At 43.0% G+C, this 18901-nt stretch carries 20 protein-coding genes; 15 read left to right on the top strand and 5 right to left on the bottom strand.

The features are described from left to right. Nucleotides 1-178: 178 nt before the first annotated feature. Nucleotides 179-1021 (bottom strand): HAD family hydrolase, encoded by an 843-nt coding sequence (locus tag EDD68_RS11345; RefSeq protein ID WP_165902158.1) that lies wholly within the window; start codon nucleotides 1019-1021, stop codon nucleotides 179-181. Between the two features lie 227 nt (nucleotides 1022-1248). Here EDD68_RS11345 and EDD68_RS11340 point away from each other — a divergent pair, with 227 nt between their 5' ends. The 6 genes from EDD68_RS11340 (at nucleotide 1249) to EDD68_RS11315 (ending at nucleotide 5829) form a co-directional block, all read left to right on the top strand. Further along, nucleotides 1249-1974: a lysophospholipid acyltransferase family protein gene (locus EDD68_RS11340; RefSeq protein ID WP_132372403.1), complete on the top strand. Its 726-nt coding sequence runs from the start codon at nucleotides 1249-1251 to the stop codon at nucleotides 1972-1974. Between the two features lie 5 nt (nucleotides 1975-1979). Beyond that, entirely contained in the window at nucleotides 1980-2654 is a 675-nt protein-coding gene (locus EDD68_RS11335; protein WP_132372402.1) for an SOS response-associated peptidase, read from the top strand. Nucleotides 2655-2772: 118 nt separating this feature from the next. Continuing rightward, nucleotides 2773-3345: an RNA polymerase sigma factor gene (locus EDD68_RS11330; RefSeq protein WP_132372401.1), complete on the top strand. Its 573-nt coding sequence runs from the start codon at nucleotides 2773-2775 to the stop codon at nucleotides 3343-3345. Further along, a complete protein-coding gene (locus EDD68_RS11325; RefSeq protein ID WP_132372400.1) occupies nucleotides 3345-3785 on the top strand; it encodes a zf-HC2 domain-containing protein in 441 nt (146 codons plus the stop codon). The genes EDD68_RS11330 and EDD68_RS11325 overlap by 1 nt, the downstream gene beginning before the upstream one ends. Beyond that, nucleotides 3782-4882: a hypothetical protein gene (locus tag EDD68_RS11320; protein WP_132372399.1), complete on the top strand. Its 1101-nt coding sequence runs from the start codon at nucleotides 3782-3784 to the stop codon at nucleotides 4880-4882. Before EDD68_RS11325 ends, EDD68_RS11320 begins: the two co-directional genes overlap by 4 nt. After that, nucleotides 4879-5829 (top strand): hypothetical protein, encoded by a 951-nt coding sequence (locus EDD68_RS11315; protein WP_132372398.1) that lies wholly within the window; start codon nucleotides 4879-4881, stop codon nucleotides 5827-5829. Before EDD68_RS11320 ends, EDD68_RS11315 begins: the two co-directional genes overlap by 4 nt. Before the next feature lie 98 nt (nucleotides 5830-5927). On the opposite strand, the gene EDD68_RS11310 is transcribed toward EDD68_RS11315, so the two are convergent. Next, on the bottom strand, nucleotides 5928-7313 hold the full coding sequence (locus tag EDD68_RS11310) for an alanine/glycine:cation symporter family protein (RefSeq protein ID WP_132372397.1): 1386 nt from the start codon (nucleotides 7311-7313) through the stop codon (nucleotides 5928-5930). A gap of 185 nt (nucleotides 7314-7498) precedes the next feature. On the opposite strand from EDD68_RS11310, the gene EDD68_RS11305 reads away from it, so the two are divergent. Genes EDD68_RS11305 through EDD68_RS11295 form a run of 3 tightly spaced genes read left to right on the top strand, consistent with a single transcriptional unit; the run spans nucleotide 7499 to nucleotide 9086 of the window. Beyond that, nucleotides 7499-7969: a low molecular weight protein-tyrosine-phosphatase gene (locus EDD68_RS11305; RefSeq protein ID WP_132372396.1), complete on the top strand. Its 471-nt coding sequence runs from the start codon at nucleotides 7499-7501 to the stop codon at nucleotides 7967-7969. 16 nt (nucleotides 7970-7985) lie between these two features. Then, the gene (locus tag EDD68_RS11300) at nucleotides 7986-8255 is read left to right on the top strand and encodes a hypothetical protein (protein WP_132372395.1); all 270 of its coding nucleotides are present in this window, start codon (nucleotides 7986-7988) and stop codon (nucleotides 8253-8255) included. A gap of 9 nt (nucleotides 8256-8264) precedes the next feature. Then, on the top strand, nucleotides 8265-9086 hold the full coding sequence (locus EDD68_RS11295; protein WP_132372394.1) for a YihY/virulence factor BrkB family protein: 822 nt from the start codon (nucleotides 8265-8267) through the stop codon (nucleotides 9084-9086). A gap of 152 nt (nucleotides 9087-9238) precedes the next feature. On the opposite strand, the gene EDD68_RS11290 is transcribed toward EDD68_RS11295, so the two are convergent. Further along, nucleotides 9239-11080, bottom strand: coding sequence for a heavy metal translocating P-type ATPase (locus EDD68_RS11290; protein ID WP_132372426.1), 1842 nt, complete (start codon nucleotides 11078-11080; stop codon nucleotides 9239-9241). Between the two features lie 413 nt (nucleotides 11081-11493). On the opposite strand from EDD68_RS11290, the gene EDD68_RS11285 reads away from it, so the two are divergent. Continuing rightward, on the top strand, nucleotides 11494-12429 hold the full coding sequence (locus EDD68_RS11285; RefSeq protein ID WP_132372393.1) for a DMT family transporter: 936 nt from the start codon (nucleotides 11494-11496) through the stop codon (nucleotides 12427-12429). A 72-nt stretch (nucleotides 12430-12501) separates the two neighbouring features. Here EDD68_RS11285 and EDD68_RS11280 read toward each other — a convergent pair whose 3' ends face one another. Beyond that, nucleotides 12502-13677 (bottom strand): MFS transporter, encoded by a 1176-nt coding sequence (locus EDD68_RS11280; protein WP_132372392.1) that lies wholly within the window; start codon nucleotides 13675-13677, stop codon nucleotides 12502-12504. 186 nt (nucleotides 13678-13863) lie between these two features. On the opposite strand from EDD68_RS11280, the gene EDD68_RS11275 reads away from it, so the two are divergent. From EDD68_RS11275 to EDD68_RS15430, 5 genes are all read left to right on the top strand, one after another. Then, nucleotides 13864-14247: an OsmC family protein gene (locus EDD68_RS11275; protein WP_132372391.1), complete on the top strand. Its 384-nt coding sequence runs from the start codon at nucleotides 13864-13866 to the stop codon at nucleotides 14245-14247. A gap of 124 nt (nucleotides 14248-14371) precedes the next feature. Then, nucleotides 14372-15187, top strand: coding sequence for a YfkD famly protein (locus EDD68_RS11270; RefSeq protein WP_132372390.1), 816 nt, complete (start codon nucleotides 14372-14374; stop codon nucleotides 15185-15187). A 374-nt stretch (nucleotides 15188-15561) separates the two neighbouring features. Continuing rightward, the gene (locus tag EDD68_RS11265) at nucleotides 15562-16881 is read left to right on the top strand and encodes a Na+/H+ antiporter family protein (RefSeq protein ID WP_132372389.1); all 1320 of its coding nucleotides are present in this window, start codon (nucleotides 15562-15564) and stop codon (nucleotides 16879-16881) included. Between the two features lie 113 nt (nucleotides 16882-16994). Beyond that, on the top strand, nucleotides 16995-17789 hold the full coding sequence (pdaA, locus tag EDD68_RS11260; RefSeq protein ID WP_132372388.1) for a delta-lactam-biosynthetic de-N-acetylase: 795 nt from the start codon (nucleotides 16995-16997) through the stop codon (nucleotides 17787-17789). 113 nt (nucleotides 17790-17902) lie between these two features. Next, a complete protein-coding gene (locus tag EDD68_RS15430; RefSeq protein WP_207902579.1) occupies nucleotides 17903-18202 on the top strand; it encodes a hypothetical protein in 300 nt (99 codons plus the stop codon). Nucleotides 18203-18457: 255 nt separating this feature from the next. On the opposite strand, the gene EDD68_RS11250 is transcribed toward EDD68_RS15430, so the two are convergent. Continuing rightward, nucleotides 18458-18748 (bottom strand): hypothetical protein, encoded by a 291-nt coding sequence (locus EDD68_RS11250; protein ID WP_132372387.1) that lies wholly within the window; start codon nucleotides 18746-18748, stop codon nucleotides 18458-18460. Between the last annotated feature and the right edge of the window lie 153 nt (nucleotides 18749-18901).

Here is an 18901-nt window from a genome sequence, read left to right as displayed (position 1 = left end):
AGTCCGTCAATTCTCTTTTGACGGACATAACCCATTACTAAGAGCTGAAACATATTCCTCATCCAACGACCGCTTTATATTGCACTTCCTTTAATAAGATATTAATCGGGTACCTTCTCCCTGTGACAGGCTTCTGGTTGAGGGTGAAACAGGGGAGGAGCCTCTGCCTTTTTGAATATTATCCCATTATCACATGAATATTTTCCAGGGTCGGAACATTTATATAACGTTCATCTTTAACAGGCACTTGATTGGATTGGGTGATCCAGATGGCTTTTACCCCGAGCTGCAGAGCAGGGGCTATTTCGTTCATAAAATTATCCCCAACTGATAAAACTTCCTCTGGATTTACCTGATAGGTATCGATGATCCTTTCCAGATGGTCTCTGGTTTTAACCGGCTTGTATGCAGAGGTGATTCGGTCTTTAAACAGATGATCAATCCCAAGCTGAGACAGTATCCGCTGGACATCATTTTTTTCGCTGTTGGTCATTAAAACCAGCTTTTTAGACGGGGAAATGGACTCCAGAAAAGTTTTCAACCCCGGGGTAGGTGTTAAATAATCCTGTTTTTCAGCCATCTGTTCTTTGGTCTGGTGGTAAGCTGTTTCGGTGTGTTCGTTGGTTAAACCAAAATGCCGGCCAATGACATGCGGCGGCCACCAGCCATCGCCTATCGGCACCCAGCGCTGAAAGTCGAAATCTTTTACCCGTAAGCGATCAGGAACATCCTGAACAGAAACTGGCTCATTGTCCCAGTTTCTCGCCTTGCTTAGCCTTTCAGCAAATGGGTCCCATTCAAAAATCACATCATGCTCTGCATCATAAACGGTACCAATTTTCAACGGACTATTTCCCTGTTTAAAAGATTCATAGCATGACATATAGGCTTGCTGCTGATCTTCGGGAAGATGATGTTTAATATTTTCTGCCAGCAAGCGAAAATGTCCCGTTCCTTCATAGAGAGTTCCATCCATATCAAATACAATAACCTTTGCCTGTTGAATGAATTGCTTAAGCATGGGCATAATCCTTTCTTTGTTTGGTGTCATCAAACGATTGTTTCCCTTCCTTATTTTAACATGATTTTCAGCGTTCTGCCTGACCCATTTAACGTTATAACATTTTCCTATTCATTCCACCTCTTCTCTAGTAAAATAGGAATAGTGAATCTATGGACGGCTGGAATTCAAAGCAAATCAAAGGGAATCCGATAAAGAAACGATCTTAGATTAAAGGGGAGAAAGAGATGCGAACCATTTGGACGGCGATCTATATGATCGGTTTTATCTGTTACAGTTTGCCAGCATTATGGAAAATCAAAAAGAAAAACATTGCATCACTGCCTGCAGATGAACAGGATGCCATCATATTTGATCTGCCGAAAAGATGGGCAAAGGGAATCCTCAGAGCGGCAGGAGCGAAGGTGACGATTACCGGAAACGAAAAATTTCCGGAAGGTCCGGTATTGATTGTCGCCAATCATCAGGGGAACTTTGATATTATGGCCCTTCTCGGTTATCTGGATAAACCTGTGGGATTTATGTCTAAAATAGAAGTAAAAAAAATTCCTGTTGTCCGTTCATGGATGGAAGAAATGCACTGTGTTTTTATTGATCGGACCAATAAAAGGCAGACGGTCCAGGCGTTTGCAAAGGGAATCGATGTGCTGAAAAACGGACACTCTCTTGTGATTTTTCCTGAGGGGACCCGAACGAAAGGACCAGAGATGCACCCCTTTAAAGCGGGGAGTTTCAGACTGGCAGTCAGGGCAAGGGTTCCCGTGGTTCCGGTCGTGATTGACGGAACATATCACATCATGGAACAAAACGGAATCGGAATCAAACCGGCACAAGTGAAGTTGACGGTCTGCGATCCTATTTATCCAGAGGATTATGGGGCATATCCATTGAGTCATCTGGCCGAGCGTGCACAGACCAAAATCATGCAGGTTCTGCAGAGAAGAGAGGGGTGAGGGATTTGTGCGGACGCTTTACACTGCTGGCTGAAGAACTTGAAATTCTGGAGAGGTTCGGCATTGACCACCGACTGGATGATTATCATCCCAGGTACAATATTGCACCTTCCCAGGACGTGCTTTGCATTGTGAATGACGGGAAAAGGAACAAGGCAGGATATTTGCGCTGGGGACTTGTGCCTTTCTGGTCAAAGGATCCGAGTATCGGCTATAAGATGATTAATGCCAGGGCTGAGACGGCTTCATCGAAACCGAGTTTTAAACATCTGCTTGCTAGAAAGCGGTGTCTGATCGTGGCGGACAGTTTTTATGAATGGAAACAGACAGGTAAGAAAAAGCAGCCTCTCCGCATATCCTTAAACAATCGCAGACTGTTTGCTTTTGCCGGACTATGGGATCGATGGAAAAAGGGAGATCAGGAGCTGGTCACCTGCACGATTTTAACGAAGGCGCCCAATGACTTTATGAAAAACATTCATGATCGGATGCCGGTTATTTTGCCGCAGGACGATGAGGATCGATGGATTGACCCTCAACAGAGAGATCCCGACGAAATGAGGGATTTTCTTCTGGGCCTGCCTGATGAAGACTTAACGGCGGATGAAGTATCAACATTCGTGAACAATCCAAAAAATGAGGGGCCCCGATGCATAGAAGGGATTACTTCAACTGACTGAAGGCCAGGAGCTTTTTAGTCAGTTATTTTTTATTTGTTGACGTTTTTCATTCGTGTCAATATGAATGATTGTTTTTCAAAAGGGTGTAGGGTAGAGCGTTTTTTTTCCGTCTGTATTCATGAAGCCTTGTGAAGGGAGGGGGAGAGCCATTCATGACGAGGTTTTAATCAAAAAAATCAAATCAGGAAATCAACAGGCACTGAGGCTTCTGATCGAAAAGTATAAACAACACATTTTTAAAATCACTTACAGCGTTGTCAAAGATCTGCAGGAGGCAGAAGATCTTACCCAGGAAGTATTTTTGAAGATGATGGATGCTCTCCCTTCTTATGAATCCAGGGGTTTTAAGTCATGGCTGAGCCGCATCGCGTTTAACACAGCGATTGACGCATATCGGAAAAAGAAGAGAAAGCATGAAGAACTGACAGCCTTTGAGGAAGATGCTTTTCATCCCATCCAGGAAGAAAGCGCTGAATGGGCCGTCATCGATACGGAAAGAAAACGAAACATTGAACAGGCTATTGGTGAAATGCCTGAGTCTTATCGGACAATTGTCAAAGCCCATTATTTAGAAGGGAAGTCGTACCAGGAAATAGGTGAAGAATTTCATCTGGCGAAAAAAACCGTGGAAATGCGGCTGTACCGGGCGAGAAAATGGATGCGTGAGCACTGGAAGGAGGATGATTTTTGATGTCCCACCTGAGTATTGAAAAGATGGAGAAGTTTATTCATGGAGAATTAAGTGAACAGGAAAAGGAAGACATTCGTGTGCATCTGGAGCACTGTGATTCATGTTTCGGATGGTATATGAACATCATTGATGAGTGGGAGCCCGGTGAAAAACTTTCTGATTCATTTACGGATGGAACGTTAAGGCTCTTAGAAGAAAAAATTCCTGATTCCAGGTCCAGGGATAAATCCTCCCGGCATGTGACGCGAAAAACGATCATTCATTATGGAATAGCTGCGGGATTGACTCTGTGTCTGATGTTTACGGGCGCTTTTCAAAAAGTGACGGATGTAACGGATGCTGTGGAAAACAGGGATACATCCATTACATCGGAGCTGATGAAGAAGACTTCAGGATTATTTAAAATCATTGAACCTGGAAAGGAGGATAAACAGTCATGAATAAGTCTTCAGCCGTTGCCTTTTTACTGGCGTTTTTTCCTGGACTCGGTCATATATATTTAGACAGGAAGATCCGAGGAGTCATGTATGCCTTTAGTTTCGTGGGTGCCCTTGGTCTTACGTTCATTACCGGAATTATGATTTTTGATGACATGCTCTCGTTATTTTTTCTGCTGACTGCTGCAGGCATCTGGGGGATCAATATGCTGGATATCGTGATGACGTTGCTGTGGAACAGGGATCAGAACGTCCCGACTGTTGCAGGCAGTAAGGCTACCACTGAAACAGCTAATGTCCGGCAGGTTCAGGACAGCCAGACCAATGAGCGTTTCCTGACAATTATTCTTTCCTTTATACCCGGCGTCGGTCATTTCCATCTCGGATTAAACCAGCGGGGAGTCACGCTGCTCGCAGGCTTTCTTGGCCTGGGCTCAATGGTATTGTTTGTTTCGATTCTTACCAGGGAAGTAGGTTTTTTGCTCTTTTTGTTTATCTTGCCGGTCATCTGGATTTACAGTTTATTTGATACCATCCAGCTTCTGAATAAGAAAGACCGGGGAGAAAAACTCGAGGATATATCGATTATTGAAGATATTGAAAAACATCGGATCAGCGGGGAGAAAAGCAAAGTGATCACCACCGTTCTTGCTATGTTTCCGGGGGCGGGACATTTGTATCTTGGCCTTCAGCAGAGAGGAATCCAACTGATGATTTTCTTTCTTCTCTCCATTTATCTTCTCGATGTGCTGCATCTTTCGATCTTTTTATTTTTGATCCCGGTCATCTGGTTTTTCAGCTTTTTTGATGCCCTTCAGCAGTTCAGCCGTTACGAGTGGGGAGAAATCAACGATGTGCCAGTCATTAAATATTTTTTAAATCACCAAAAATGGCTGGGGATTGGTCTGATAGTTGTCGGATTTTTCATTATTTTGGACTCCATCCTTGTTCCGGGCCTGGCGAGGGAACTGCAAAACTGGAATATCTATTACTACTATCAGGAGTATTTTCAAACAGGTGTGGTAAGTCTCGTTTTAGTAGTGATTGGCTTCAAATTACTAATGGGAAAAAAAGTGGAGAAGGGAGATGAGGAATCTTGAGGCAATGGCGAATAGGAACTTTTTCCATGGGTCTCTCTTTGCTATTCCTTGGCGTGATCCTGGTGCTGGCCAAATTTTTTCACTGGGATATGACGGTCATCGCTTTTTCCTGGTGGCCCGTGATATTAATCGTACTGGGCCTGGAAATATTAATTTACCTTTTTCAGTCGAAAGAGCAAACTCCCATACTGAAATATGATGTCCTGAGTATTTTGTTTATCGGTATGATCGGGACAGCAGGAATCGGACTATATGTCATACAGTCCACGGGAATCCTTGCAGAAATTCAAAAAGCCGTACATGCAGAGGAAAAGGTAGAGGCACTGCCTGTCGTTCAAAGGTCCATTCCGTCAGACATTTCTAAAATCGTGGTTCATCCCTCGGATCACTTAAATATAGAAACAACCAGTAAAAGGGAAGCTATCCTTTTCGGAATTTACGAAACAGATACAGCCAATGGAAAAAAGCTTTCGCAGGAAGAGCTTGTTCAGTTTATTCAAACGGGGGAAATACTGCATATTCAGGTTTTATCTCTGCCCGAAGATAATGGAATATACCATTCCTCCTATCGGTATGATCCGACCCTTTCCATACCGGAGAATATCGATGTAGAGATTAAGGTGGGATGGTCCGAGTATCCCTTTCCAACTGTTAAATTGCATATCGATGAGCTGAAAGCGAACTGGGAAGTGAGAGGAAACCGGGTGGGGCTGTACATGGATCAGTGGGAAAATCTCACCATTTCTGCTTCAAATGTGGGCCGGATAGAGGATTCAACCGGATTGGTAGCGGGAAAGCATGATATACAGGAGAAGGAAAACGATGATACCAGCGAATTCGAGGTAGATAAACAGAAGCAAGGACCCGTTTCTTTCACCAAAACGTTTGGAGACGGGAAATATTCCATCGCCTTTAAAGATGTTCGTGAGCTTAGCATCCATCATTAGTGATTTATCCAGTAAAATCTCAACGTGTTACCTTAAAACAAGAAAAGGATTCAACGAGTCCCGAGAACTCATTGAATCCTTTTTATTGTGGTATCTTTTTAGGCTTTGCCGAGTTTTTCCTGCTGTCTTTCTTCTCTGGCTACTTCCATAAATCGTTTCGTTTCCGCAACGACTACTCCCGATAATCCCAGGAGGCCGATTAAGTTCGGGAAGGCCATGAGACCGTTCATGATGTCTGCGAATTTCCAGACAACATCCAGAGATATAACAGACCCAATAAAGACGAAAACGACAAAGACTACACGATAAACCGGGATTCCTTTGTCTCCAACCAGATAGCTGAAAGTTTTTTCTCCATAATAGGACCAGCCAAGAATGGTTGAGAAAGCAAAGAATAATAGACCGATTGTAACAATGTAAGAACCGGTGTTGCCTAGGAACGCTGCGAATGAAGCGGCTGTTAAATCAGCACCTTCCAGATCTCCTCCATACTGTCCTGCCATGACAATGGTAATACCGGTAATGGAGCAGACAATAATCGTATCAATGAATACCTGGGTCATGGATACGAGCGCCTGGCGTCCCGGATAGTCCGTTTTTGCAGCAGCAGCTGCAATCGGTGCTGAACCGAGACCGGCTTCGTTGGAGAATACACCGCGAGCTACCCCGTAACGGATCACGGTACCTAAAATCCCTCCGCCTACAGCTTCACCTGTAAAGGCATCAGAAAAAATCATGGAAACCGCAGGACCAACAAGTTCTAAATTCGAAAATAAAACGATGAGTCCCCCGATGATATAGAATACTGCCATAATCGGTACGAAAAAGGCTGTCACTTTTCCGATGCTTTTAATTCCTCCTAGAATAACCAGGCCGGTAAGTCCGGTCAATACAATACCAGTCACCCATGGAGAAATATTAAAGGTAGATTCCACTGCATCCGATACGGAGTTGGACTGGACCATATTTCCGATTCCGAAGGCGGCAATGGAAGCAAAAATAGCAAACAGTACGCCGAGCCATTTCGCTTTCAGTCCCTTTTCCAGGTAATACATCGGTCCGCCTGACATTTCACCCCGCTCATTTTGGGTACGGTATTTTACAGCGAGAATAGCTTCTGCATATTTGGTTGCCATACCGACTAAAGCGGTGATCCACATCCATAATACTGCTCCCGGTCCTCCCAAAACTACAGCTGTTGCCACACCGGCAATATTACCGGTTCCGATGGTTGCCGCGAGTGCGGTTGTCAGAGCCTGATAGTGGGTGATATCTCCCTTTGACTTCTTGTCCTGCTTTCCAGGACTAAAAGCCAGTTTTAACGCGTATGGGAGCGCCTTAAACTGCAGAAACCCGAGTCTCAGGGATAAAAACAGTCCCGTACCGACCAGAAGGATCAGTAAAGGAGGTCCCCAGACATATCCGCTGATTTCACCTAAGATTTCACTTCCCTGTTTGTTAAATTTCTCCCAGAATTCCTCCATGATATTCCCCCTCAAAAGTATGAAATAAATAAAGTCCCATATAAAAATATTCCGAAAATTCTTGATGAATGTCAAGGGTATTTTTGAAAGGGTTGTAAGAAATCCTTAAATTTAGTTTCATCTTTTTCGGTTTTTCGATATAGTTTTAACAGAAGGATCACATCCAAGAAAAAGGGGTTGATGAAATGATTCACGTACTTTTTGTCTGTCTTGGCAATATTTGCAGATCCCCAATGGCTGAAGCAGTTTTTCGGAACATGGTCGAGGAAGAGGGATTGAGTGAACAAATTCGTGTGGATTCAGCAGGGATAGGCCACTGGCATCAGGGAGAACCTCCCCACGAAGGAACCCAAAACATTTTAGACCAAAACCATATTTCCTATGAAGGCATGCGGGCACGCCAGATTAAAGAAACGGACTGGGATGAATTTGATTATATTATCGCAATGGATGAGCAAAATATGCGTGACCTGGAAGCGATCCGGGATGAATATGAAGGAGTTACAGTGAAGCGGCTTCTGGATCTGGTTCCTGATGCAAAGGAACAAAATGTGCCAGATCCGTATTTTACGGGAAATTTTGATTATGTGTATGATCTTGTATCTGAAGGTTGCCAGTATTTGCTGAAGGAAATTAAGGAAGCCCATAACCTGTAAAGGGAGGAGAGGCCGAGTGGCGAAAGTTAACTGGAAGTGTATGATCATACTCGGTGGTTTGACCGGAGCAATCATAATAGCTGCAGATCAAAGATTACGTAAAGAATTGAAGGAACGAATACCGGAACTTTCTTCCCTGTTTCGGGAATACCAGCAACACCCATCCACAGCTGTCCGTCATTTGCGGAAAGCAATTGATCAATTAGATGAAAGATTCGATGAAGGGGTTTATATGCTCCAGCGAATCAGCAGAAAACTTGATGAGTTTGTAAATAGGGCATTATGAGGTGGGAGTTTGAAGAACATTCCATACGTTATTTCAGAAGTCTGGAAACGATTTTCAAGGGATGACATACCCGGTATTGCTGCCCAGCTGTCCTATTTTTTTCTTTTGTCCCTGTTTCCTTTTTTAATTTTCCTTCTGACACTGGTCGGGTTTTTGCCTATTTCTGCAGATCAAGTTCTGGGTATGATCCGGGACTATGCACCGGGTAACACAATGGAAATCATTGAGGAAAATATTGAAGTTCTGATGAATCAGCAAAACCGGGGCCTGCTGTCCATCGGGATTATCGGCTCTCTCTGGGCAGCATCCCACGGTATTTATGCATTGATGAAAATTTTTAATCGAGCTTATGAAACCGAGGAAAATCGTTCGTTCTTTCAGTCCCGGTTTATTGCCATTGTGTTGACGGTCGCCATGCTATTAGTGACGATTACGGTGTTATTGCTGCCGGTTTTTGGCCGGATTTTAGGAGAATTTATTTTTTCTTTTTTAGGTTTGACGGAAACGTTTTTACAGATCTGGAATGCATTAAGGTGGATCAGTTCTTTTGTGATTATGGTAATCGTACTTGCATGTTTATATAAGCTTGCACCGGATGAGCGGATTCCATTTGCTCATGCCTTTCCAGGAGCTATTTTTGCTGCGGTATGCTGGCAGCTCGTATCCCTCGCCTTTGCCTTTTATGTAGAAAATTTCGGAAATTACTCAGCAGCATACGGGAGCCTCGGGGGAATCATTGTACTCATGATCTGGTTTTACATCAGTGCCATCATAATCGTGATTGGCGGAGAGATTAATGCGATTTTGTACAAAGGAAATATGGCCAGGTGATCAAAGCTAAAGGTGCTCTATGATGATAGGAATTGAAATAGGCACACCCTTAACGTTTAAAACTGTTGAACGCAATCACATGAAAATAGAAGAAGCCTGAAAAACATGTCCAAACATGAGGAAAGGAACCCCAATTCAGGGATTCCTTTTTCTTATTTCAACAATCTTAATCCGTTTAAAATAACCAGAATGGTGCTTCCTTCATGTCCGATGACCCCAAGGGGCATATTTAAGGTCTGCGCAAAATTAGAGATAAGCAACAGGATGATAACGGCAATGGAAAAGATAACGTTTTGCTTGATGATTCGGCTCATTCGCTTGGACAGGGAAATGGCATCGGCGATTTTTGACAGGTCGTTTTTCATGAGAACAATATCGGCTGTCTCCAGTGCCACATCTGTTCCTTCACCCATGGCAATCCCGAGATTTGCTGTTGCCAGAGCCGGTGCGTCATTAATCCCGTCTCCTGTCATGGCTACCTGACCATATGCTTCTTTCAGATTCCGAATATGATCTACTTTGTCTTCTGGAAGACAGTTGGTATAATATTCGTCAATACCACATTCTCTGGCAATAGCCTGCGCTGTCCGGTCGTTGTCACCGGTTATCATGATCGTTCGAATGCCTGCTCTCTTCAACTTTCCGAGCGCTTCTTTCGCATCTTCTCTAACCACATCTTTTAATGCAAGCATTGCAGCAATCCCATTTTCATCAGCAGCAATGACCAGGGTTTTTCCTTGATCAGCCAGTGAGCGGGAAATACCATTTTGAAAAGATTCAACCTCCTGGTTTCCAATAAATTCAGGTTTCCCAATTTTCCATGTCTCACTTCCGATTTGCGCTGTAACACCTTTTCCTGTCACGTCCTGCATGTTATCAACGGTAAGATCCGGTTCAATTTTCTGGCTTTTTACATATCGTACAATGGCTTTAGCCAGCGGATGGGTTGATTGCTTTTCGATTGACCCAATAATGTTAAAGATTTCGTGAACGTCAAGACCTTCCCGAATGTATACATCTGTCACTTCCGGGGTTCCTTTAGTCAATGTTCCGGTTTTGTCTAGAGCAATGGCTTTAATCTGACCAAGGTTTTCGACATGAACACCGCCTTTAAATAATATCCCATTCCGTGCGCCGTTGGAAATAGCTGAAAGTGTGGCCGGCATGATAGAAGCAACAAGCGCACACGGCGATGCTACAACCAAAAAGATCATCGCCCGGTAAAAAGTCGTTTCCCAGCTCCAGTCAAAGAGATAATGAGGGACGAACAATAACAGGACTCCTGCGGTCAGGACAATGTTTACATATATGCCTTCAAATCGTTCAATAAATAGCTGTGAAGGAGATTTTTCACTTTTTGCATTGTGAACAAGTTCAATAATTTTTTGAAAAACACTTTCCTCAGATGGTTTCGTTAATTCCACCGTAATGCTTCCGTTTAAGTTCAATGTGCCAGCAAACACTTCATCACCTGCAGATTTTTCTTCAGGCATGGATTCGCCTGTAATGGCAGCTTCATCTATCGAGGTTGATCCCCGTACAATATTACCGTCAGCAGGGATTCGTTCCCCTGCACGAACGAAAAATTGATCTCCAACCTTCAATTCAGAAACGTGGACTTCTTCAGTCTGGCCATTGACGATACGGAGGGCTGTATCTGGCTGCATATCCATTAAAGCAGAAATTTCTTTGTGGCTTTTGTTCATGGTGTATGTTTCAAGTGCCCCACTTAATGAGAAAATAAAAATGAGAACAGCTCCTTCCCACCAGTGACCAATTGAAGCAGCACCGATGGCCGCAATAATCATTAACAGTTCAACATTTAGATCTTTATTTTTAATCGTATCTTCTATACCTTCTTTGGCCTTTGCCAATCCACCGATCACGTAGGCGGAAATATAAAGTGCTGCCGTCCATGTGCTGCTTAAGTGCCCTTCGGTTAAGAAAGCAAATAAGATGATGGCCCCACTGGTTAAAGCTGCAATCAGTTCCATATGATGTTGAATGTTGATGACCCGGGAAAAATTTGTTTTCTGTTTTGGTTTCGTATAGTCTGGCAGGATTGCCTTTGGTTCTGCACCCACGATTCTCAACGCTCCTTTTCTAATTGAGAATGATTATTCGTTATCAGATGTGTTAATAGGTTAATTTCACAGGAATTGATAACGATTTTCATTTACATTAAAATTATAATAATTATAAATTAGTTATTTTTATAATAACATAATAAAAGGAGATGTCAACTACTAAACAGTGCCAGGGATTGGAAAGACAACGCCTCTGAACCGTGGGATGCTTGAGGGAAAGATATCGAAAAACAGACTAGTTCAGACTAGATTTTTGATTTTCCATAAAAAACTTATCTATAATAGCCCGGTGAGGAACTTGTTTAGAGAAGAGGGTGTTTATGAGTGCAAAGACGTTTTTTCGCCACCCCCTGGGTGCAGCACTGGCAGCCTGTATAGCGACCTTTCTATGGGGGAGTGCTTTTCCCTTTGTTAAGTGGAGTTATGAGGTTCTGGATATTCGTCCGGAGGAGACCGGGGAGCAGATTTTGTTTGCGGGATACCGCTTTTTTCTGGCTTCGATCATGATTTTCATTTTTTTTACTCTGGCCAGAAAAAATTTATTGTTCCAGAAGAAAAATACAATTGAACTCATGAGAATCGGATTTTTCCAGACGTTTTTACAGTATATTTTGTTCTATATCGGACTCAGTCATTCTACTGGTATTCAGGGATCGATTATCGCGGGGTCAACCTCTTTTTTTCAAATGCTTTTGGCTCATTTTATTTATCAAAATGATCCTATGAACAGAAAAAAAGTCATGGGCCTGGTAATCGGTTTTGCCGGTGTCGTTCTTGTGAATATTCAGCAGGGTACACTGAACATTGTGTTCGGTCTGGGAGAAATATTGCTCCTCACGGCCATGATGACGAGTGCTGTGGGAAATATTCTGGCAAGGGAAGGAAGTCAGAGAATGCCGGTTTCCTATCTAACGGCTTATCAAATGCTGTTTGGATCGACCGGGCTCGTTGTAGCAGGGGGACTGATGGCAGGTTGGTTTCCCTTTGAATGGAATGTTCAGGCCACCCTTTTGTTAATCTACCTTTCATTTTTGTCCGCAGCCGGGTTCATTCTCTGGAATAATGTGATGAAATACAATAAGGTGGGCAATGTGTCCATGTATTTATTCCTCGTACCGGTTTTCGGCGTCATGTTATCCGGGCTGATTTTACATGAACCGATCCATCTATATGTCTTATTGGGATTATCATTTGTAGCCAGCGGAATTGTTATTGTCAATCGAGACGGCAGAAAAGCCCGATCTTCCGGCAGTTAAATGTGGCCGGATGAACGGGTATTATTGTTCATGGGCAGCCAGGGTTGTAACTAGCGATAGACAAAAAATGATTTAGGCTGTATTTGATATTTCTGATGGATTTGTTCCTTTGATCATAATCAAGACAAAGAGGATAAAAATCACCGCTGTGATCAGATAGAAAAAAGATGCTCCTGGGACAAACTGAATAAACAGCCCTCCGAGAAACGGTCCGGTGATACTTCCCAGGCTGAAAGATATTCCACATAAAATATTGCCTGCTGGATGCAGGGTTTTTGGCAGCATATCCGTCATATAGGAAATGCCGAGGGAATAGATTGATCCTACCAGCATTCCGGCAAGAGTAAATAAAACAAATAACCAGATGACGGAATGTTCCAGGACACCTGCAAGGAAAAAGGTTATACCTCCCCCTGCGAGCACAATAGCCAGCACCTGTTTTCTGCCAATCTTGTCGCTTAAAACTCCCAGTGGGAGCTGGGTTACTAAACTTCCGACTGCAAAAGCGGGAATGATCAGCGACAATGTTTCCACGTCATGGCCAATCCGCATCCCGTAAACCGGAAAATTTCCATGCAAGGTTGCTTCTAAAAATCCGTAGGCAAATGGAGGCAAAAGAGCAATCCAGGCAATCTGAACGGCCTCCTTAAATCGGCCCGCCGATGAATTGGAGGTTACTTCATACGCGTCTTCATCTTCCGGCCATTCATTTCGGACAAAAAATAACAGCCCCCAGATGAGCAGGCTTAGAATGGCACTAACCAGGAAAGGAAGTGCAGGGTGTACATAGATAAGCCTGGTCATCAATGGCCCCATAGCAAAACCGAGGCCGAATGACAGACCATACAAGGCCATCCGTCTTCCCCGATTATGTTTTTCACTCGTTGTGGTAATCCAGGTCTGGGTCCCGAAATGTAAAACATGATCACCAATCCCAATTAGCATTCTAAGCATAAACCAGAACCATAATGATTCCCATAATGTAAAGAAAAATAACGAGAGAAAGACGAATGCCCCGCCTGTGAGAATGATCGGTTTATAGCCGTATGTTCGAAGAGGTTTTTCCATGAAAGGCGATGCCAGCAATACACCAATGTACAACCCTGTAGCATGCAGTCCATTGACTGAAGAGGAAATCCCCTTTTGTTCTAAGATAACAGCAATCAGAGGAAGGAGCATCCCCTGTGAAAAACCAGAGATCAAGACAAGGGCAACTAATATGCGAAACCGTCCTTTTTCAGATACCATATGCATTCCCTCCCCTGTTTTTAATAATCTCCTTGTAAGCAAAAGCAATTTTTCTGCCCTGACCCCGAACATTGCCATTGTAACTTATTTAACGAAAAAAGAAATTCGAAATGCTTATTTTTTGCAAAAGATATCGAGAAACGTGTACGTTAAAGATATAACATAAAAATAAAGGGGTTGTGTCAGATGAAATTTACCATGAAGGAAAAAGGTTTTGCAGCAGATTTTGAATATGGTACCCTTGACATTTCAGCCGATTCCGATTATGGTTTTCGTCCTTTTCAATTAATGATTGCCTCCATTGCCGGATGCAGCGGATCGGTATTTAAAAAGGTGCTGGATAAAAAAAGAATAAATTTTGAAGATATTGAGATCACTGTGGATTATCAAAGAAGCGGTGATAAAGTCAACCGGATCGAAAAGATTCATCTGTCTTTTTTTGTAAAAGGGAAAGGTCTCGATCAAAAGCAGCTTGAAAAAAGTCTTGAATTATCCCATAAATACTGCTCAATGGTTCAATCGGTAAAAGATAACATTGATATTACGGTATCGGTACAATCCGGTGAGTAGTTTATGGAAGTTACGGGAATCTGGATTGCAGATTTCCTCCCGAATGCATTCCACAGCCCTTATGGGTGCATAGTTTTTTCCCCCTTGAAAAAAATAAGAAAAAAATGAAAGGGCTGTGGTAATCATGAACAAGTTCTATACCATGTTTTTAACGATCGGTCTTTGTTTGTTTGTTCTTGTCCCGGTGACTGTTCTGTCCGAAGAAAAAGCAAAAGAAGATAAAGAGAAAATCACGCCGAAAAACGTGCCGAGCCACGTTTTGAATATTTCAAAGGAAAACACTTATCCAAACTCAACAAAAGATTTAACGTTTTTGGAACCGAGCAGTTTAACAAAGGAATTGATTGATGGTGCTGATGTAAAAATTGAAAATCCTGACCTGATTAAAATGCTGAATGAAACAACTATTCATCCTTCTCCAATTGCATTCGGTTACCGAAGCATGATTTACCTGGGAAACTGGCCACTTAACTATGAATCCCAGGAGACCAGCGTCAACTGGGAGTATCAGGAGATCAACGTGAATGAATTAAACAACTATGGCGGGGACAGTAAAAAAACCCTAAACTATGTTCAGGAGCAGGAAAAAGAAATCAATGGAGGACTAACTTCGAAAGTCGAGCAGGCGGAGAGCATAAAAAAGTTAATGTTACTGAAGGCACAGGAAAATGTTGATCTTCCCCTCTCGTTTAAAACCATTATAGGGAAGGGAACGAAAAAAGAGCAGACCTATGGAGTTCCCCCAAAAAAGAACGGTCGGCTATTGGCTTATGCCCCGGCAGTCAATGAAAAAGGAATTCTCACCATGGGCGAGGTCTATATTAAATTAAAAGGTTCGAATAAAACTCTTGTGGTAAAAAATGTAGAGAAACAGGGAATCGGTGCATGGATTCCCATTCAGGATTACGTGTCCTTTTCATTTCAGCTGAAAGATCATTAAATGAAAAGTCCGCTGTTCTGGCAGAGACCGGAAGCGGACTTTTACTTTTGGGTTTGTAGAACTAACCCATAAAACAGTATTTTTTCGCTAACGGAGTGCATAGGATTGGCTGAAGAAGGCTGTACTACGAAACGTCACTTCCCGAATTGGGATGCCGTTGTTGACCTTATTTAAACATTAGCTGCGCCCCATTCTTTAAATAATGGAATATTGGGATCAATGGTTGAATGATGTGGAATGATTGCCTTAACAGGAAACAAAAATTGTATATTTAAGGGGTTGATTTTTTTTGCTTGATACTTTATTATGATAAATCGTTAATAAACTATTGTGATAACGTAATGAATCATTGGATGAGAAGAGAGGGAATTTCTATGGGCATATTCACTGACCCGGTTATTATGTCGGTAATTGTCATGGCCTTGCTGAGTTTGCTCAGAGTTAATATCTTAATAGCAATTATCGCTGCCGGGCTTACGGCAGGCATCCTTTCAAATTTATCTTTACAAGGGATCATCGAACTCCTCGTGAACGGTATGGGGGAGCATGCTGAAACAGCTTTGAGCTATATTTTGCTCGGAGCATTTGCGGCTGCAATCAGCTATACAGGCATTACTGGACTACTTGTGAAAAAACTGCTCCGTGTGCTTAGGGGAAGACGAAGCATGGTGCTGTTAGTCATCGCCGGTGTGGCGTCTCTTTCCCAGAATGTGATTCCCGTTCATATCGCTTTTATTCCTATTTTGATTCCGCCCCTCTTGAAGGTATTTGACCAGATGAAAGTAGATCGCAGGGGAGTCGCTTCTGCCCTGACTTTTGGTTTAAAGGCTCCCTATTTGATGATTCCTGCTGGATTCGGATTGCTTTTTCACGAAATCATCCAGAAGGAAATGGCAAACAATGGTGTTGACATTTCGATGGGAGATATTGCCCTGTCAATGCTGATTCCGGGATCAGGCATGATGGTTGGGCTGTTAATTGCCGTGTTGATTAGTTACCGGAAAGACAGGGATTATGATTCAGTGGGGAATTATTTAACAGAGGCTGCTGCAGCTGAGGAGGATGAGGATAGTCGCTTTCAGTATAAACACCTGTTCACCCTGATTGGGATCGTTGCAGCATTAGTTGTTCAGTTATTGACAGGCAGTATAATTTTAGGTGCTTTAACTGGAATAGTATGGATGTTTGTTTTTGCTGTCGTTCCTTTTAAAAACGGAGAGAAGATGATGGCTGATGGAATCTCCATGATGGGGATGATTGCATTTATTATGATGGTAGCGTCTGGTTATGGTTATATACTAAAAGAAACGGGGGCCGTTAATGATCTGGTGGAACAGTCATCCGCCATTCTCGGCAACAGCAAGCCGGTCATAGCGTTTCTGCTGCTTCTGGTCGGCCTGCTGGTGACCATGGGAATCGGAACGTCTTTTGGTACTATACCGATTTTGGCGGTTATGTATGTGCCAATTGCTTCCGCAGCCGGGTTTTCACCGATGGCAATTGCAGCGCTGATTGGAACGGCAGGAGCACTCGGTGATGCCGGATCACCTGCTTCCGACAGTACACTGGGGCCGACTTCTGGTCTTAATGCAGACGGAAAACATCATCATATCTGGGATACATGTGTCCCAACGTTTCTGCATTACAATATTCCGCTGTTTCTGTTCGGGTGGCTTGCCGCCATTATTTTATAATCACAGGGTGCCTGACACTCGTCAGGTTTTGTCGAAGAGGTAATCCATCCATTTTCTGCATGTATTCTTTTCTGACAGCCTACAAAAAATAGGAAAAAAAGCAGGTGAGTCAGATGAATACCGGACTTAGACTTTTTTTGTTTTGCATAGCTGCTCTGATCGTATCTCCATTAACAGCTCAGGCTGCAGATCAGACCAGCTATGGCTGGGGATATAAATCCAGAGATAACCACCAGCCTCCGGATGTGGGAAAATATGGACCGATTGTAGAAAAATACGGAGGCATCTACCTGGACTCTTCAGGAGAAAAAGTCGTGTATTTAACGTTTGACAATGGCTATGAACAGGGTTATACAGAAAAAATTTTAGATACATTAAAAAAGAAAAAAGTTCCTGCCGCTTTTTTTGTAACCGGTCATTATGTTGAAAGTGAACCAGAACTGATCAAACGGATGGCAGAGGACGGGCATATTATTGGCAATCATTCCTGGAGCCATCCCGATTTCACCAAATTATCAAAGAAAGAAATGAAAAGAGAGCTGGAAAAAGTTCGTAAAAAAGTAGAGGAAATTACCGGAAATTCTTATATAAAATATGTGCGGCCGCCCCGCGGTACGTTCAGCGAGCGGACCTTAAAATTGGCCGATGAACTGGGCTATATTCATGTATTCTGGTCTTTAGCTTTTGTGGACTGGAATACCGACAGCCAAAAGGGCTGGGAGTATGCATATAAAAGTGTGATCAATCAGATCCACCCTGGAGCCGTACTTTTGCTTCACACCGTATCAAGTGATAATGCCGAAGCCCTTGGCCCGATGATTGATGAACTGAGAAAGCGGGGCTATCAGTTCAGAAGCCTGGATGACTTTATGTGGAAAAGGGTTACACCTCTTCGTGTTTTTCAATAATCTTTTTCGAACATGACTGGAAATGTTTTTCCTGTTTTCAAGAGCGCATATTTTTTTAAACTTTGAAAAATATAAAAACTGTTGAGGCAAAAGCCCAACAAAATTTTCTGGAGGTGTCAAACCCTATGGCTCAACAAAATCAACAGCAAAACCAACAGCAAGTTCAACAGGCACTGAATGCTGCTCAACAAGCCCAGCAGGCTGTGCAGCAGGCGCAAGCGAATGCCAACCCTCAACAAATTCAACAGGCTCAAAAACAGCTGCAGCAAGCACAACAGCAAGTTCAACAGGCCCAGCAGCAGGCTCAACAGCAACAGACTCAGGCTTCTGCTCAACAGCAGCAGCAGCTCCAGCAGGCCCAACAGCAGCTCCAGCAGGCTCAGGCTGCCATCCAGCAGGCTCAGCAGCAATGATGAATCCACGCTTGAATACAGCCCCCTTTTTTTGTAGAGGGGGCTTTTTTTGTAAAAAATGAAAATGGGCTGATTGCATACGCTTTAGTATGGATTTTTGTAAGGAAAATAAAATATAGAAAGGATTTCTGCAGCAACACGGATTGCCTTGAACGGTGATTCTTGCCCCCTTATCGATATGCACTCCGTACCAGACAAAAGAGAAGGCTGCTCGATGATTCGAACAGCCCTCAGTTTTGTTCATGGATAAGGATTTTACTGGTTTTGTTTATTGTTTTGTTGATTTTTTTCATTTGGGGAAAGTTCTGCAGAAAATTCAACAGCTGCCGGCTGCGGCATAACTTGAGTAATACGACGGATCGGATTGATGTTCTGTCCCCTGTTTTCTCCCTGTCCCATACGTGTAAAGGCAAAGGCTAATGCAGTGGCTCCAAGACTAATTAGGGTAAAAAGCATCCCGCCATTGCGGCGCCTTCTCCTGAACAGCTGAAATCGTCTTAGTGGCTGTCTTTGAAACAAATTGCTTAACCATCTAAGATTATTCATGTTTGTAACCTCCATTAATAAAGGAAATAAGGGAAAATCATTTCCCTACCCCTTAATCTTTGCATTTGCAGAGCCTTTCATGATGGTACTTTTTTCAACCCCAAATGCCTTTTCTCAAAGTCGATAAACAGGCATAATAAAGAAGATAGGAAG

The sequence above is a fragment of the Melghiribacillus thermohalophilus genome, from assembly GCF_004342905.1.
In the GTDB taxonomy this organism is placed as follows: domain Bacteria; phylum Bacillota; class Bacilli; order Bacillales; family Alkalibacillaceae; genus Melghiribacillus; species Melghiribacillus thermohalophilus.
Note: the sequence above shows the minus strand (reverse complement) of the source record. Positions and strands in the feature narration are given on the sequence as shown.